Source organism: Cryptosporangium sp. NPDC051539 (assembly GCF_044454545.1).
GTDB lineage: Bacteria > Actinomycetota > Actinomycetes > Mycobacteriales > Cryptosporangiaceae > Cryptosporangium.
In genome coordinates this window covers 538,853-554,077 of sequence record NZ_JBITDV010000004.1, presented here as the reverse complement: position 1 = coordinate 554,077, position 15,225 = coordinate 538,853, and the positions used below count along the sequence as shown (strand labels likewise).

At 70.3% G+C, this 15,225-nt stretch carries 10 protein-coding genes, 2 pseudogenes and 1 other annotated feature; of the genes and pseudogenes, 5 read left to right on the top strand and 7 right to left on the bottom strand.

Features of this window, described 5'->3' with window-relative positions; genetic code table 11:
- Positions 1-215: 215 nt before the first annotated feature.
- The 5 genes and pseudogenes from ACIBZJ_RS16210 to ACIBZJ_RS16190 form a co-directional block, all read right to left on the bottom strand.
- Entirely contained in the window at positions 216-1,025 is an 810-nt protein-coding gene (locus ACIBZJ_RS16210; protein ID WP_395930086.1) for an endonuclease/exonuclease/phosphatase family protein, read from the bottom strand.
- Positions 1,026-1,496: 471 nt separating this feature from the next.
- Positions 1,497-3,056 (bottom strand): HD domain-containing phosphohydrolase, encoded by a 1,560-nt coding sequence (locus ACIBZJ_RS16205; RefSeq protein ID WP_395930084.1) that lies wholly within the window; start codon positions 3,054-3,056, stop codon positions 1,497-1,499.
- Between the two features lie 48 nt (positions 3,057-3,104).
- Positions 3,105-3,902: a methanethiol S-methyltransferase gene (gene mddA, locus ACIBZJ_RS16200; protein ID WP_395930082.1), complete on the bottom strand. Its 798-nt coding sequence runs from the start codon at positions 3,900-3,902 to the stop codon at positions 3,105-3,107.
- Positions 3,899-4,606, bottom strand: coding sequence for a hypothetical protein (locus ACIBZJ_RS16195; protein ID WP_395930079.1), 708 nt, complete (start codon positions 4,604-4,606; stop codon positions 3,899-3,901). The genes mddA and ACIBZJ_RS16195 overlap by 4 nt, the downstream gene beginning before the upstream one ends.
- Before the next feature lie 456 nt (positions 4,607-5,062).
- Positions 5,063-6,301: pseudogene (locus ACIBZJ_RS16190) on the bottom strand (IS3 family transposase).
- Positions 5,895-6,023: a sequence feature (AL1L pseudoknot), on the bottom strand. It overlaps the preceding pseudogene by 129 nt.
- A gap of 24 nt (positions 6,302-6,325) precedes the next feature.
- On the opposite strand from ACIBZJ_RS16190, the pseudogene ACIBZJ_RS16185 reads away from it, so the two are divergent.
- A pseudogene (locus ACIBZJ_RS16185) lies at positions 6,326-6,832 on the top strand (AsnC family protein); the annotation flags it as partial.
- A 109-nt stretch (positions 6,833-6,941) separates the two neighbouring features.
- A complete protein-coding gene (locus tag ACIBZJ_RS16180) occupies positions 6,942-7,199 on the top strand; it encodes an Lrp/AsnC ligand binding domain-containing protein (RefSeq protein ID WP_395930077.1) in 258 nt (85 codons plus the stop codon).
- A gap of 34 nt (positions 7,200-7,233) precedes the next feature.
- On the opposite strand, the gene ACIBZJ_RS16175 is transcribed toward ACIBZJ_RS16180, so the two are convergent.
- Both ACIBZJ_RS16175 and ACIBZJ_RS16170 read right to left on the bottom strand, forming a co-directional pair.
- Positions 7,234-7,626 carry an SCO5389 family protein gene (locus ACIBZJ_RS16175; RefSeq protein ID WP_395930075.1) on the bottom strand — a complete coding sequence of 131 codons (393 nt, stop codon included), beginning with the start codon at positions 7,624-7,626 and terminating at the stop codon, positions 7,234-7,236.
- 94 nt (positions 7,627-7,720) lie between these two features.
- Positions 7,721-11,941 (bottom strand): CHAT domain-containing protein, encoded by a 4,221-nt coding sequence (locus ACIBZJ_RS16170; RefSeq protein WP_395930073.1) that lies wholly within the window; start codon positions 11,939-11,941, stop codon positions 7,721-7,723.
- 255 nt (positions 11,942-12,196) lie between these two features.
- On the opposite strand from ACIBZJ_RS16170, the gene ACIBZJ_RS16165 reads away from it, so the two are divergent.
- The 3 genes from ACIBZJ_RS16165 to ACIBZJ_RS16155 are packed head-to-tail and all read left to right on the top strand — an operon-like array spanning position 12,197 to position 15,197.
- Entirely contained in the window at positions 12,197-13,027 is an 831-nt protein-coding gene (locus ACIBZJ_RS16165; protein WP_395930071.1) for a Bax inhibitor-1/YccA family protein, read from the top strand.
- Entirely contained in the window at positions 13,024-13,413 is a 390-nt protein-coding gene (locus tag ACIBZJ_RS16160) for a hypothetical protein (protein WP_395930069.1), read from the top strand. Before ACIBZJ_RS16165 ends, ACIBZJ_RS16160 begins: the two co-directional genes overlap by 4 nt.
- Positions 13,410-15,197, top strand: a complete 1,788-nt coding sequence (locus tag ACIBZJ_RS16155; RefSeq protein WP_395930067.1) for a right-handed parallel beta-helix repeat-containing protein — start codon at positions 13,410-13,412, stop codon at positions 15,195-15,197. Before ACIBZJ_RS16160 ends, ACIBZJ_RS16155 begins: the two co-directional genes overlap by 4 nt.
- The last annotated feature ends 28 nt before the right edge of the window (positions 15,198-15,225 follow it).

Here is a 15,225-nt window from a genome sequence, read left to right as displayed (position 1 = left end):
GCAGGGCATCGAGGTCGTGCGGCAGGTCCGCGACGAGATCCGCGGACGCGTCGAGAGGCATCTCGGCGAGTTGACGGCCGCGGGCCTGGCCTTGCCGGCCGACCCGGACCCGTTGATCGCCTGCGGATCGCTGCTCTCGGACGACGGTGTGAACTGGCTCGGAACCGCGCTGCCGGCTCGGCGGCCTGATCAGGAATCAGCTCGTGCGCTGGTCGTCACGCCGACGTCGTGTACTCCAGTTCGGCCAGCACGCCGTAGTGGTCGCTGAGCCAGACCCCGTCGACCGGGCGATCGCCGACCAGTTCGACGCCGAGGATCCGCGCTCGCGCGTCCGGGTGAGAGTGCGGGCTTCCCACGAACACGTAGTCGATGCGGCTACGCCACCCGGGTTGACCGACCAGCCGTTCGATCTCCGCGGCGCCGGCCGCATTGTCGACGGTCCACGTGTGGCCGGGGCCATTGCCAGCCACGGCCCACGTGTCGTGGTACTGGACGCTGCGTCCGTGCAGGGATTGCAGGCCGCTGAGGAAGCGGATGCTGGAGCTCTGCGGGACGGCGTTGAAGTCCCCGGCGACGATCGTCGGTAGCTGGGTGCGGTGTCGGGCGTCCAGGTCGGCCACGTCCAGCATTTGGCGTTCCCGCCAGACTTCGGCGTCGGTCTTCCAGAACGTGGTCGGTGTGATCAGGAGCAGCGGACCGAGGATGGGAAGATCGATGAGCGCGGCCAGCGTGTACCAGTAAAGGCCCTCGGCGTTCTGCCCTTCGACCACGTCGAGGAGTCGGTGCGGCCACCGGGTCGCCAGCGCGGTACCGCCGTAGACGTCGGCGTCTGGTGGCATGTGATCGAGCACGGTTGCTTGGTGGGTGGTGGACAATCCTGTACCGGCGACGAGCGCAGCAAGTTGGTCCGAGGCGTGCGGATAGCAGACCTCTTGGAGTGTCACCACATCTGGCGCCAGCCGGCGCAGTTCGGCGTTGATCAACGCTGTTCGGCGTGGGTCGCCGGCGTCATGCTGAACGTTCATCGTCAGAACACGCACACGCATACAGGCCTCACTCGGTGTCTTGTTGCCTTGGGGGTACCCGCCGGAGGACTTGGGGGTACCCGCCGGAGGACTTGGGGGTACCCGCGAGAGATCTGCGTAGGCTTCCCAAACGCAAGAAGCCGCTGACAGGGCGTAGGGCTTGGCAGCGGTTAGTGGTGTGCGGTCGGCGACAAGTGGATTGGCCAACGTGATGGGTATTCCAGCCGCCGGGCCCGCCGCTTCACCCGCTTAACGGCGTCGACTCGACGGATCTCCTCGGCCCGCACCCAGGGCCCGATTTGACAGTGGCTGGGCGGTGAGTATCCCGGCGATGATCGCCGACGTCGCCGGGTTTCGCGTGCGTGACTATGCCGTTGACCGCGTCCGGCTACCTGGCGGCCTCGTGGGTCGTGCGCGGGCAGGGCGGCTGGTTCGCCCGCTCGGCGGCGCTGTGCCGCCGGTCGCTCGTCGTCATGGCGCCGATTCCTCCGGGGGTCCGACCAGCCCGTGCTGGAGGGCGAACAGGCTGGCACCGACACGGTTGGTGGCGCCGATCTTGGTGTAGGTCCGCTCCACGTGGTTGCGCACGGTCTTCTCACTCAGCACCAGGCGTGCGGCGATCTCCCGATTGGACATTCCGCGCGCGACGAACCCGAGGATCTGGCTCTCGCGGGCAGTGAGCCCGTGGTCACGGCGGACCCGTCCCGAACGGTGACCCGCAGCGGTCAGGACCGCGTCGACGCAGTCACCGTCCAGTGCTCCCGAGACCACCCGCGATCTGAGCCGTGCGGCCGCATCCGCGGCCGGCAACGCTTCCCGGTACGGGCGGGGCTCGATCCCGGACTGGTAGGCGACCGCCGCCGCGAGCAGCCGTTCCGGTCTGGCCAGGACCGCACCGCGCAGGCCGAGGGGATATCCGGAACCGTCGAGGTGCTCGTGGTGGCTGCGGGTGATGGCCGTGACATCGGCCAGGGCCGGGATCCGCGACAGCACGCGCTCGCTGAGATAGGGGTGCATCCGCACCCGCTCCCATTCCGCACCGGACAGCTCATCGGGCTTGGACCACACCTGGTTAGACACGCCCAGCCGGCCGACATCGTGCAGGTGGCCGGCCCGACGCACGGCAATCACCTCCGTGGCCGGCAGAGCGAGGATCTGCGCGGCGCTCTGGGCGAGCGACGCGACGTTGCGGGAGTGGCCAAGCGTGAACGGGCACTTGAGGTCCACGAAGTCGCCGATCGCGCCGACGAGGGTGTCGAGCCCGGCATCGTCCAGGCGGACCTCCGCGTCGGGAGCCACGGCCAGCGCCTGATCCCAGGGATCGGCATCGGAGGCCGGGAAGAGCGACCGCGGATCGCTGGCGAACGCGTCGACAACCTGGGGATCGAAGTGGCCACCCCGGCGGCTGCGCGCCATCGCGACGGCGCCGTCCATGCCGTACATCCGGCAGTGCACCTCGGCGATGTCGGCGAGCACGGCGATCCGCATCTCGATCGGGATGTCCGCGCCCGCCGCACCGGCCGGTAGCCCCTGGCCGTCGTACCGCTCGAAGGTGAATGCCAGGCCGCGCTCGACGCCTTCGGCGAACCCGAGATGGCGGGCCAGCACGGCGGCGGAGGCGCAGTGCGAGTGCACCAGCGTGGCGAGCTGGCCGCGGGCATCGCGCACCAATCTCGCCAGTACTTTGGCGCGCCGGCCGACCGGTTCGCCCTTGGCGACGTTTCCCAGCAGGAAGCGCAGGTACGGCAACCCGGTCCAGTCCACGAGGTATGCCTCGCTGCGCACGGCGATGTCGTCCCCGAACCAGCGGGCGTACTCCTGCGAGTCGGCGTGGCAGCCGATCCACATCACCAGCGACGCGTAGTACGTCGTGGCCTGTTGGTCGCGGTCCAGCCCCATCCGTTCCGCGAGCCGGCTCGCGACAACGGCCGATCGCAGCATGTGCTCGGCTGGCTGGCCGAGCCCGAGGTCGATGGCGACCGACAGCCCCGCCAGGACCTCGACCCGGCGGGGCAGCGAGGGACTCACCATGTGCTCATTCTGACCGACGGCGGTCAGCTTGCGGGCTGACGATCGGGCTCAGGCACGTCGGCGTGCCCCCGGGATGAGCATGGGGACCCGGCGGCGGTAGGCGCGGTACTCGTCGCCGAAAGCGTGCACCAGGTCCCTCTCTTCCAGCTGGATCCCGACCAGGACATAGCCGGTGGTCGCGACCGCGAACACCAGGTGTCCCACGGTCATGGTCGGTGCAGCCCAGAACGCGAGCAGGAAGCCCAGATAGATCGGGTGACGCACCAGGGCGTACCAGAGGGGGGTGCCGAACCGGTATGAGGGCAGCCGCCGGCCCTGCATGTGCGCGATCACCTGGCGCAGACCGAACAGGTCCAAGTGGTTGATCAAGAACGTCGACGACAGCACGATTAGCCAGCCCGCCAGCGACACTCCAATCAGGGCCGGGCGAATGATCCCGTCCGGGACGTCCCAGACGATGCCGGGTAGAGGACGCCAGAAGGCCATGAGTACCGCCAGGCACGCCGTGGCCAGCAGGACGTAAGTGCTGCGCTCCACCGGCGCAGGCACGAGCCGCGTCCACCCGCGCTTGAAGCTGGGCCGGGCCATCACGCTGTGCTGAACGGCGAAGAGCATCAGCAACAACGCGTCCACGACCAGTGCCGTCGCGGCCGAGCCGACGATGCCGCCGTGATCGACGGTCCGAGCCACCAGCGTCACCTGACCGATCGACAGGCGAGTGTCCTCGACGAACGCGATCGCGTACAGGAACACCGCCAGGAACGCGGCGTACGCCAGCGTCCCGTACACGAGGGCGGCCGCTCGCGCCGGGAGTCCGGCCCGCACCGGGTCCGTCGTGGCGGTCACGACGCGGCCCCCGTAACGCTCGGCAGGGACCCAATGGCGACGACGGAGAACCGGGCCCGGCCGATGAAAAACAGCCCGCGCTGCGGCAACCACATATCGGTGAGCCGCGCCTGCTCGGCCAACGGCGCCAGCGTCCCCAACGACTGCCCGCGCACCGTGGCGCCTCCGCCGACGACCGGCCATACCTGCAGCGGCGCGACCCGGAACCGAGCCCCGCTGGGGGCGCGCCCACTGAGCCGGATCCGCCCCGAGCGCAGCATGATTCTGGCCATCGGACCCATTGACGCCAGCACCGCGGCGTCGCCCCACGCCGCCAGCGGCATGGCCGTGCCGATCGAGGTCATCAGGCGGGTGGCGGCGGTGGCGCCCAGCTCGATCCGCCACGACAGGTCCTGATCGACGATGACGTCGAAGTGGTAGTCGCCGCTCCAAGTCACCTCGATGCGGCCGACCCGCACCGCCCGGCTCACGGCGCCGAAGTACCTCGGGCAGCTGAGGTCCGGCTCCGCCGTGGTGTAAATGGTCCATTGCCCCTCTGGCGTCCGATGCCAGACCGCCCGATAGGCAGGGCCCACGGAGCTGGCCACCATGTCCCGCAGTGCGAGGTAGTGACCGGAGGCGAACGGAGCCCCCATCACGCCGTATCCGGTGAATCGTTCATCGTCGCCGTCGACGAGGTCAGGTCGCGCCGACCAGTCCGCCACGGCAACTCGCGGTGTTGTTCGTGTCATGGCCCCAGACTCCGCCCGGGTACCGGGACGTGTCCTGAGGCATCCGCCTCAACCGCCCCAGTGGCCGAGACCGGAGTTGTCGACACTCCGACGACTCCACAAGTCGCCGCGACATCCAGCCGTCCGCATCCGTCGATAGCGCGGTGCCCGCTCGTCCTATCGTTCGTCACCAGGATCCGGCGTCGAGGTTCGTGCCGCACTTGCCAACAGATATCGCCGTGGGCTGGCGGTCAGGTCAGTTCGGCTAGGTGCGGCTGGGCGTTCCCCCGCTGGCGACGATCACGCTTCTCTTGTCGTAGCTGGGCTTTCACTTTCGAGGACCAGGACGAACATCGGATTTGCCGCAGTGCGGGGGGTCATACCGATGCATGTGCGAGCTGATCTGTAGCCCGCGACTGTCAAGCCCCGGGTTTGATGGAGGCTGGGTTCCTACGCCCCGGCTGTCGCCAGAGCGGGTTTTGGTCCTGTGTGGATGGTCTCGTACTCAGCGGGCGGGACCTTGCCGAGCGAGCCGTGGATGCGCCGGTGGTTGAACCAGTCGACGTACTCGGCGGTGGCGTACTCGACATCGTCCGGGCCGCGCCACGGTCCCTTGTTCCGGATCAATTCGGCTTTGTAGAGCGAGTTGAACGCTTCGGCGAGCGCGTTATCGTAGGAATCGCCGCGGGAACCGACCGACGCGATCGCTCCTTCCTCGGCGAGGCGCTGCGAGTAGCGCACGGCGACGTATTGGACGCCCCTGTCGGAATGATGAATAAGCCCGGACAGGTCCGTGCCGTGCCGGCCACGATTCCATAATCCCATTTCCAGGGCGTCCAGCGCGAGGCTGGCGCGAAGATTATCGGCGACCTGCCAGCCGATAACCATCCGTGAATAGACGTCGATGACGAACGCCGCATACACCCACCCGCTGAACGTTTTGACATAGGTAATGTCGGCCACCCATAAACGATTCGGACCCGAGGCAGCGAAGTGGCGTTCGACCAGGTCCTCGCGGATGTCCGGTCCGGCGCCGGGCACGGTCGTGCGCGGCCGGCCCGGCCCGCCCCGTCGGACTCCCCGCAGGCCGGCGGCGCGCATCAGCCGTTCCACGGTGCAGCGGGCCACCCGGTGGCCTTCCCGGTTGAGCTGCGTCCAGACCTTCTCCGCTCCATACACCTGGTAATTCTCCTCGTGGACCCGGCGGATCTCGGCCATCATCGAAATATCGGGTGATCGACCTTCTTGTCGGTGCTCGTTTCTTCGCGGCATAGTACGTCTGCGGGGCGATCTTGATTCCGGCTTCTTTGAGCACAGCACAGATCGACTCGACCCCGAACAGGCGCTTGTGGGTGTCGATGAAAGAAACGATCAGCGTTGTGGGCGGTCGAGTTCCGCCGCGAAAAAAGCCGACGCGGATTTGAGGATCGCGTTCGCCCGCCGCAATTCACGATTCTCACGTTCGAGCTCCGCGATCCGGGCCGCGTCCGTGCTCGTCGCGCCCGGCCTGCTGCCTTCGTCGACCTCGACCTGGGTCACCCAGTTCCGCAACGTCTCATGATTGATGCCCAACTGCCCGGCGATCCGCCGGATCGCGCCCGTCCGCGTCGCCGGGTCCCTCTTCGCTTCCAACACCAGCCGAACTGCGCGTTCACGCAGCTCCTGCGGGTACTTCCTCGGTGCCGCCATAACCTCGATACTCCCGTGGGTTCGATGCCTCCATCAAACCCGGGGCGAAACACCCGGCGGTTGGGCCGGTTCCAATGGGTGGTTCGTATCCGCTGTACGCCCGACTCGGCCGAGCCGGTGGCCGCCGCGCTCAGCCGGCGCCGGGACACGACCTGGATCAGCCGCACGTCCGGGGGAACGGAGGTGGTCGCCGTCACCGATGCGCCGACACCCGCCGACGAACTGCTGCTCGAGACGCTGCCGCGCAGCGCCAGAATCCTGGATGTGCAGGCCCACTGCCTGTTGAACGTCTACGGCGGACGGGGCGGCGGGGTGCTGCAGAAACTGACCGCTCTGACCGACGAGCAGACGGCCGACTTGAGCCTGCCGATCACCGCCGCCGGTCAGAGCCCGGCAACGCCGAGGGTGCTGGACGACACCGACCGCCGGATAGTCGCCGTTCTGAACGAGGACGGCCGGGCTCCGGTTGCGCGCCTGGCCGGCGCGAGCGGGGTCTCGACCGCCACCGTTCACCGGCGAATCGCCGAGCTACGTACCGCCGGTCCGCTGTACCTCGATGTCGACACAGATCGCGTCCGGCTCGGGTTCGGCCTGCGGACCCTGCTCTGGATGAGAGTCGCGCCGGGCCGAACTGCACCGGGTGGGTACCGCGTTGGCCGGTCACCCGCAGGTGGCATTCGCCACCGCGATCAGCGGCACCCACAACCTGCACGCGAGCGTGGCGACGCCGAGCGTCGACGCCCTCTACACGTATCTGACCACGCTGCTCGCCGACCTTCCCGAACTCCGGGACTTGGAGACGAACCTCGTCCTCCAGACGGTAAAAGGCGCGGCGGCGCGCCCACTCGCCGACAGGCGCGCCGATCGTGGGCGGCCGACCGCTGACTCGGGCCGGTGATCGGGCCACGAACACTGCTGACGCCCCGGGCGCGTCAGCAGTTTCGCAGCTCGGGTGATTGATTGAGCAACTGAGCGCGGGCCGACACGAACTCCGCGTACTCCACGCCGCCGACGGCGTCCGGCACGAACGCCGCCACCCGGTGACAGTTCTGGAACGCCAGCCGGACGCCGAAGTGCCGCTCCAGCGCACCGCGGATCGCGTCGCTGGCCAGCGCGCGCAGCAACTGCCCACGCTCGACCTCGGACGGCGGCGGAGTGGAGTCGTCGGCGAACGATGCCTGGCCCGCCTCGACGGCGGCGACGACGCCGGTGATCGTCCGCCAGGCGTACGGCAGTGACTGCCGGACGCAGTCGACGAACTCCGCGTCGGTGACCGGACCATGTTCGGCCCGCTCGAGCAGGGCGGTGGGGACGTTGAGGGACATGTCGGTTTCCTCTCCACGTAAATTAGTCTTCGTTCCTCCAATATGAAAACGAAAATCAAAAGCATTGTCGAGTACGACACGCCCGGTGATCCCCTCAGGCCCCGATGTGGACGAAGTGGATCCAGTGCGGGATCCGCTCGCGGCGGCGGCGCACCGAGGCGTGCAGAGCCCGCGCCGCCTGGTCGACGTCGAGACGCTGGTCGGTCGCGAGTGCCCGGTAGAGATCGCGGGAGATCGCGACGGCGCTCGTGTCCCGGACCGTCCACAGCGTCCCGATCACCTGCCGCCACCCGGCGAACTGCATCGCCGCCGCGACCGAGATCGCCTCGTCGGACAGCGCAAGGCCGCCGGTCGCGGTCTGGCACGCGGACAGAACGGCGAGCTCGCCGGTCGTGCCGCCGAGCCGGCGGCCGAGCGCGGGGATCGTCAGCCCGCCGTCGTGCAGCGCGAGCATTCCGCCCGACGGGTCGGCCGGGTCCTGCTGCCCGTGGCAGCCGAAGTGCACCCAGCGGTGCGACGGCAGCGCGTCGAGGACGTTGGCCGTTGTCGCGTCCGGGCCTTCGAGCAGCGTGTGCCGGTCGGGGAGCAGCTCGCGGATCAGCGTCCGCTCGCCGATGACGCCGGCCAGGCGGGGGCTGCCGGGCGTGTCCGGGAGCGCGACGACGAGGATCCGCTCGGTCTCCGGATCGTGGCTGCGGGGCGCGGAGCGGGCGTCGAGCAGCGCGCGCAGCGTCGGGGTGTACGAGGGCACCACGCGGTCGATCACCGCGCGGCCAGTGCCGTCGTGATGGCCCGCGGCGTGCAGCGGCAGCAGGGTGAGCGGCCCGGTCGGGCACCACCAGACCCGGTCCCAGGCGCCGGTCGGCGTCTCGGTGTACCCGAGCTCGGTCAGGACCGGTTCGGCGATCGTCTCCCAGAGCCAGACGAGCACGTCGTCCGTGGGGTACCGACCGGCGCGCTCGAGCACGTCCTGACGGGTCAGGCCCGGCAGTGGCAGCGCGCTGACGCCCGCACCCGTGACCAGCAGCGCGTGGCACGAGCCGGCGGCGACGTTCACCACGACTACCGGTCCTTCCGCGGCCGCCGAGCGCAGTACGTCGGCCGACGGGCCGGAGAGGAAGTCGGTGAAGCCGGGGAGCGCGCGCACCTCGTCGAGCAGCGTGTTCCAGCGCCGGGCGAGCGTGATGCGGTGGTCGCGCAGCACGTCGGCGGAGTCGGCGGCCGAGATCGTGAGGCGGTCCGGCGCCGTCAGACCGGGTGCGGTGTGGTCGCTGCTGTCGAGGCTCTGCCGGATCGCCCGGAGCTCGCCGGCCAGCTCGGGAGCGACGCGGCGGAGGCGTTCGAGTTCGCTGGAGCGGTCGAGCAGGTGCGCCCAGAGCACTCCGCGGCCGCGTTCGAGCAGCTCGAGCGCGCGGTCGGGCTCCCCGGCGAGGATCGCGGCGCGCGCCGCGTCGCTCGCCAGCCCCTCGCGCTCGGTGAGCTCGTACTCGCTGTCGTCGCGCCGGGCGCCGGAGAACGTCCGCTGCTGGAGCAGGTCGAGCGCGAGCGTGTAAGCCTCCACCGCCTCGGCCCAGGCCGACGACGCCCCAACCGTCCCCTCCCCGTCCGACGAAGCCCCGTTCGACGAAGCCCCGGCCGACGACGCCCAGGTCAGCGCCGCGCCCAGCCGGTACCCGGTCTCGAGGTGGACCGCGGTCGCGGCCGAGCGGCTCGCGTCCGCGGCGCGCCGGGCGTCGGCCGGGTCCTGGTATCGCTTCCAGCGTTCCCTCGCCACCAGCGCGGTGCCCAGGAGCAGCTGCAGGCGCTCGACCTCGCTGTGGACACCGGCCAGCGCCGCGTCGAACAGCTCGGGCGCCGCGTCCAGGAGTGCGTCGTCCCGGGAGGTCCGGAACAGCCGGACCAGGACCAGGGCCCGGATCCCGGCCACCGTCGGGCGCAGCACGTGGTCGGCCGGCATCAGCGCGAGCAGGTCGGCGGTCAGGTCAGCGGCCGAATCCAGGTCCCGGGCGTCCTCGAGCGCCGAGCCGCGGTCGAGCAGAGCGTTCGTCAGCGAGATCCGGACGAACCAGCGGGCGTCCGCGTAGTGACCGGCGTCGGCGGCCGCGAGCGCGGTGTACCCGATCGCCACCGCGTCGGTGAAGTCCTGCGCGCGCTCCAGCCGGCGCCCCCGGCTGCACAAGACGGCCATCGTCGAGATCGCCATCAGCGAGTACGAGATGTGCGAGGTGGGCAGGGCGCGCAGCGCACCCCGGCTCGCGAGGAGAGCCTCCTCGAGGTCGGCGAGCGCGCCGCTCCAGCTCGCCCGCAGCGTGAGCGCGAACGCCAGCCCTCCCATCGCGTCGTGGCGGCGCGGGTAGTCGTCGTCGGTGTGACGCAGCGCCTCCCGGTACGTCGCGATCGACGCCGACAGGTCGTCGTACGTGCCGAAGCGCAGGAAGCGGCAGAGATGCCCGGTTCCCGCGTAGACGAGGACGAGGACCGCGAGCACGCCGTCCGGCGGCGTCGACTCCAGGGCCCGGCCGAGGAGGCGGAGCGCGCGGTCGTGGTCGGCCCGGGAGACGTCGAGGTTGCCGCGTTCGACGAGCGACTGCCCGAGCAGGCCGAGTGCCGAGCCGAGATCCGCCCGCCCGGCCGGCGTGGTCCGCACCGCGTCCTCGAGGTGCCCGATCGCGGCATCCAGATCAGACCGCAGGCCGGTGCCCAGGTACCGCCAGTAGAACGCGCCGCCGCGGAATAGCGAGGCCTGGGCGAACAGCAGGTCGTCGGGCTCGACCGCGGCGAGCGCGTCCCGGGTGAGGCCGAGGATCTCGTCGAGCGCGGTCTCGTCGCCGAACCAGGCGTGCCGGAGCGTCAGGGCGGCCGCGAGGCGGAGCCGGACCACCGTCGAGGCGAACGGCTGCCCGCCGGTGGCGCGCAGTGCGCCCCGCGCGAGCGTGATGGCCTCCTCGAGCGCTGCGGTGTCCCCGGTCCGCTCGAAGCGCGCGGTCAGCGCGAGCAGCAGGCCGACCACGGCAGGGGAGCCGTCGGGTGCTCCGGCCGCGAAGTTGCGGGCCCCGGCGAGCGCGAGGTCGAGGTCGTCGACGGAACGGGTCCGCTCGTACCGGTGCAGCGCGGCGATGCCGATCCAGTCTTCGTCGGTGCCGTCGGTGGTCTCGCCGGCGACCTCCGGGAAAGGCTGCGGCCCGGTTCCGTCCACGCCGTCGGGGTAGAGCGTGGCCAGGACGCGCCGGGTCGCCGCGAGCTCGTTCCTGGCCTTCGTGTGGTCGGGGGAGCCGGGCGGGAAGAGGTCGACCAGCGTGAGGTCGAAGTCCAGCAGTTCGCGGGCGTCCTCGATCGAACCGGTCCGGGTGAGCCGGGCGCTGAGCGACGCCTCCAGCATCCAGAGGTGGTCCGGACGCCGGTCGTCCGTGGTCACGGCCCGAAGCGCGGCGATGGCCTCGTCCAGGTCGTCGAGGCGCTCGGTGAGTTCGTACCGGGCCCGCCGCAGCGCGCCGTAGGTGGCCACGTCGTCCGGGTGCTCGGCGTCCGGCTCCGTCGGGGTGGCCACCGCGTACGCCGCGGCGTCGATCGCCCGGTCGAGATCCTCGGGGGCGTGGCCGGTGACGTACCGCTTGAACAGCGCGCTGCGCAGCACGCGCGCCGACAGGACCGCGACCTCTTCGTCCTCGGTCTCGCCGAGAACGGTTTCGGTCAGCTCGATCGCCTCGTCGAGCAGGTCGCCCCCTTCGAGCACCTCGGCGCCGACCCGGAGGGCCGCCGCCAGCATCGGGTAGGCCTCGCGCGTCACGGCGGCGCACGTACGCCAGGCCGCGATCGCGTCCCCCCAGGCGTCCGCGGTGCCGGTCAGGCGGGCGAGGTTGTCGTGGGCCAGTGCGACCATCCCGAGCCGTTCGCCCTCGTCGTACTCCGGCGTGGGACCGGCGGCCCTGGCCCACGCCACCACCTGGGCCACCAGCGGCCGGGCCGTGTCGTCGGGAGAGTCCTCGGTCACCATCCGCTGGGCGACCAGCACCGCGGTGGCCAGCGCGTCCAGGTCGGCGAACCGCCGGTACCGCTCACCGTGCCCGAGGATCAGACAGCGATCGATCCAGAGCCGCTCCAGGACGTCGGCCTCGTTCGCGGCGTCGGCCCACTCGACGGCGTCGGCCAGGCTCTCGTCGGAGCCGGTCGCGGTGAACAGCTCCCAGCTGACGGCCTGGCCGAAGGCCAGCCACTGCGCGTAATCCGGACGCTCCGGCGAGGCGCTCGTGCGGGCGATCGCGAGGGCTTCGGTGAGACCGCCGGCCTCGCCCCCGCCGGGTAATACGACGCTCATCAGCGACCCCCCTCGCCCCGGCTCCAGGCTAGCGACGAGGGGAAATCCGGCACTGTGGGTAGTGGGATAACGCAACCAAAACAGCGGCGGCAATCGTCTGTTTCCTACGATTCGGGTGAGAAACCTGGCAACGGACTGAGAACAGGGGTTGCCGGGACTCCGCGACCGGTCAGTTCGGTGCGGTACCACGCTACGATTGGGGTCCCGACCAGCAGGTCGGCCGAAGACGTAGGCCGTCCAGGCCGAGGAGGCGTCGTGAAGAGCAGCAACCCCGTGCTGAGCAGGCTGGCTGACCGGTCGGCCCAGCACGCGACCTTCCAGCGAGCGCCGGCACAGCAGCCGTACGGCGGCTACCAGGCTCCCGCCGGTTACGGTCAGTCACCGGAATACGGCCAGTCTTACGCACCGTCCTCTACCGAGCGAATGACGGTCGACGACGTCGTCGTCCGCACCGTGGCGATGCTGGCCGTCGTCGGCATTTTCGGCGCGATCGGCTGGTTCGTCCTCCCGGCCAGCATCGCCACCGGCGTCGCGATCGTCGCGGCCATGGCCGGCCTCGTGCTCGGCCTGGTCATCTCGTTCGCCGGCATCACCAACCCGGCGCTGATCCTGACCTACGCCGCCGCTGAAGGTCTGTTCCTGGGCGTGATCAGCCAGGCGTTCGAGTCGGCGTACCCCGGCATCGTCGTGCAGGCCGTCGCGGCCACGTTCGCGGTGTTCTTCGGCATGGCCGCGCTCTACAAGTTCAAGGTCATCCGGGTCACCCCGACGTTCGCGAAGTGGGTCATCGGTGCGCTGATCGGCGTCACCGTGCTCATGCTGGTGAACTTCGCGCTGGCGATCTTCAACGTGAACGACGGCACCGGCCTCGGCCTGCGTAGCGGTGGCGGCATCGCGATCATCTTCAGCCTGGTCTGCATCGGCATCGCCGCGCTGACGTTCGCGCTCGACTTCAAGCAGATCGAAGACCTCGCGAACGCGGGCGCGGACAAGAAGTACGCCTGGCTCTCCGCGTTCGGCATCGTGGTCGGTCTGGTCTGGCTGTACCTGGAGATCCTCCGGTTGCTCTCCTACTTCCGGAATTGATCGCTCCTCCGGTCGACCGGTTCCACCGCTCGGTGGGCCGGTTGACCACCCTGCTGTCGTACTGGACGCCGCCGCGGTTCTCCGCGGCGGCGTCGCCGTTGGTCGAGGAGACCGTGGCCTCCCTGGGCGTCCGTTCTCGAACCCCTGTGGACGACGCCCGGCGCGACACCGTAGGCGATAACCTCCAGGCCGTGGCCCAGGTGTTTGCTGATCTCGCCGCGGATGCCGAGGGCCGGCCACGGCGCCCGGTACCCCGGCTTCCCGATCCCGGCGTGCTCGCCGACCAACTCGTCGTCCTCGGCGCCGACGTCGTCGCCGCCGGTCTCGAGCCGAATGTGCTCGACGACCTGACCGCTCGGCTCGACACGCTGCGAGCTTCTCTGTGAGATTTCTGGTACGGCTGGTGCTGGCGACCGTGGTCACCGCCGGGGCCGTGGCCGTGGCGCTGCCCGCCAGAGCGGCGCCGGGCCGGACTTTCTATCTGAGCCCGACGGGCAACGACGCCTCCGACGGGCGGTCGGAGTCGACGGCCTGGAAAACGCCGGCCCGCGCGAGCCAGCAGCGGCTACGGGCCGGTGACTCGGTCCTGCTGCAGGGCGGCGCCCAGTTCGAGGGCCAGTTGCTGCTCGTCCAGGACGACGGCGGCACCCACGAGGCACCGGTCACGATCGCCACCTACGGCACCGGCCGCGCCACGATCAAGGCGAACGATCTCGAGGCGATCAAGGTCTACGACGCCGGTGGCATCACGATCCGCGGCCTCGACATCGTCGGTGACGCCGTCACGTACGACGCCTGGAGCGGAATCCTCTTCTACGCCGACGAGAAGGTGCCGGGCCGGCTCTCCGGCATCACGATCAGCGACGTCGACGTCAGCGGCTTTCAGCTCGGCATCGCGTTCGCCGGTGCTGCGCCCGGGCGCGGCTTCGAGCGCGTCACGATCACCGACTCGAAGGTGCACCGCAACCGCGACGACGGGCTGCTGTTCTACGGCACCGCGTTCGACGCGTCGAACCCTTCCTACTCCCACGCCGACGTCACCGTGCGCGGCGTGTCGGCGTACGACAACGCAGGCAACCCCGGGAACACGTCGACGCACAGCGGCAGCGGCATCGTGCTCGGCTCGGTGCTCAATGGGTTGGTCGAGCAGTCGTCCGCGTACCACAACGGCACCGCGTGCGCGTCGACGCGCGAGGGGCCGGTCGGGATCTGGACGTACGACTCCACCGGAGTCACGATCCAGCGCAACGTCTCGTACCGGAACCGCACCGGCACCACCGCCGACGGTGGTGGGTTCGACCTGGACCAGAACGTCTCGAACTCGTACCTGCAGTACAACCTGTCGTACGAGAACTCGGGCCCGGGCCTGCTGGTCTTCACCGCGCAGACGAACGACGCCTTGCGCGGCAACACCGTGCGGTTCAACGTCAGCATCAACGACGCCCGCAGCAACGGCTGGTACGGCGGGCTGACCGTGGCCGGCCGGGTCGCCGACACCGCGATCTACCACAACACGATCGTCACCAGGGCGTCCGGAGCGCACCGGGCTCCCGCGGCCAAGCTGCTGGTGGGCCCGACCGGGGTCACGATCCGGAACAACGTCCTGCTGTCACAGGGGGCCGGTCCGGCCGTCGAGGCTCCCGGCCTAGCGGCGAAGAACGTGCTGTTCCAGGGCAACGCCTACCACCGCTCCGGGGGAGGGGCGGTTGTCGAGTGGGGCGACCGGCCGTACTCCTCGCTGAAGGACTGGCGCGCGGATGCCGACCAGGAGAGGGGCAGCGGCCTCGACGCCGACCCGAAGCTGCGGGACGCCTCGGCGGTTCCCACCGTCACCGACCCCGGACGGGTCACCGCGGTGACGCAGTTCGCGCTGGCGGGTGACTCACCGGCGGGCGGAATGGGGGTGCCGATCCCCGGTGGGTCCGGACGGGTCGACTACTTCGGGGCGACGCTGAGCGTCAGCCGCCCGGTCAGCATCGGCGCGGCTCAGCCCGCCACCGTGGCGCGGAGAGCGGCCGAAGAGGGTGGCCGGACCTGGCTGTGGGTGGTGGCGCTGGTGCTGCTGACGGTGATCGGCGGCGGTGCGGTCGTGGCGAAGATCCGGCCGCCCCGCCGCCGGGCCGTCGCCACGCCGCGCGAAAAGATCCGGGCCTCTTCCTCCCGTAGCTGACGCCCGCTCCCCGCGACGGGTGGCCCTC

Bases quoted from the DNA above. Each gene is read 5' to 3' on its own strand.
- ACIBZJ_RS16205 (WP_395930084.1), bottom strand. From the start codon at position 3,056: ATGGTGAGTCCCTCGCTGCCCCGCCGGGTCGAGGTCCTGGCGGGGCTG.
- ACIBZJ_RS16175 (WP_395930075.1), bottom strand. From the start codon at position 7,626: ATGTCCCTCAACGTCCCCACCGCCCTGCTCGAGCGGGCCGAACATGGT.
- ACIBZJ_RS16170 (WP_395930073.1), bottom strand. From the start codon at position 11,941: ATGAGCGTCGTATTACCCGGCGGGGGCGAGGCCGGCGGTCTCACCGAA.
- ACIBZJ_RS16210 (WP_395930086.1), bottom strand. From the start codon at position 1,025: ATGAACGTTCAGCATGACGCCGGCGACCCACGCCGAACAGCGTTGATC.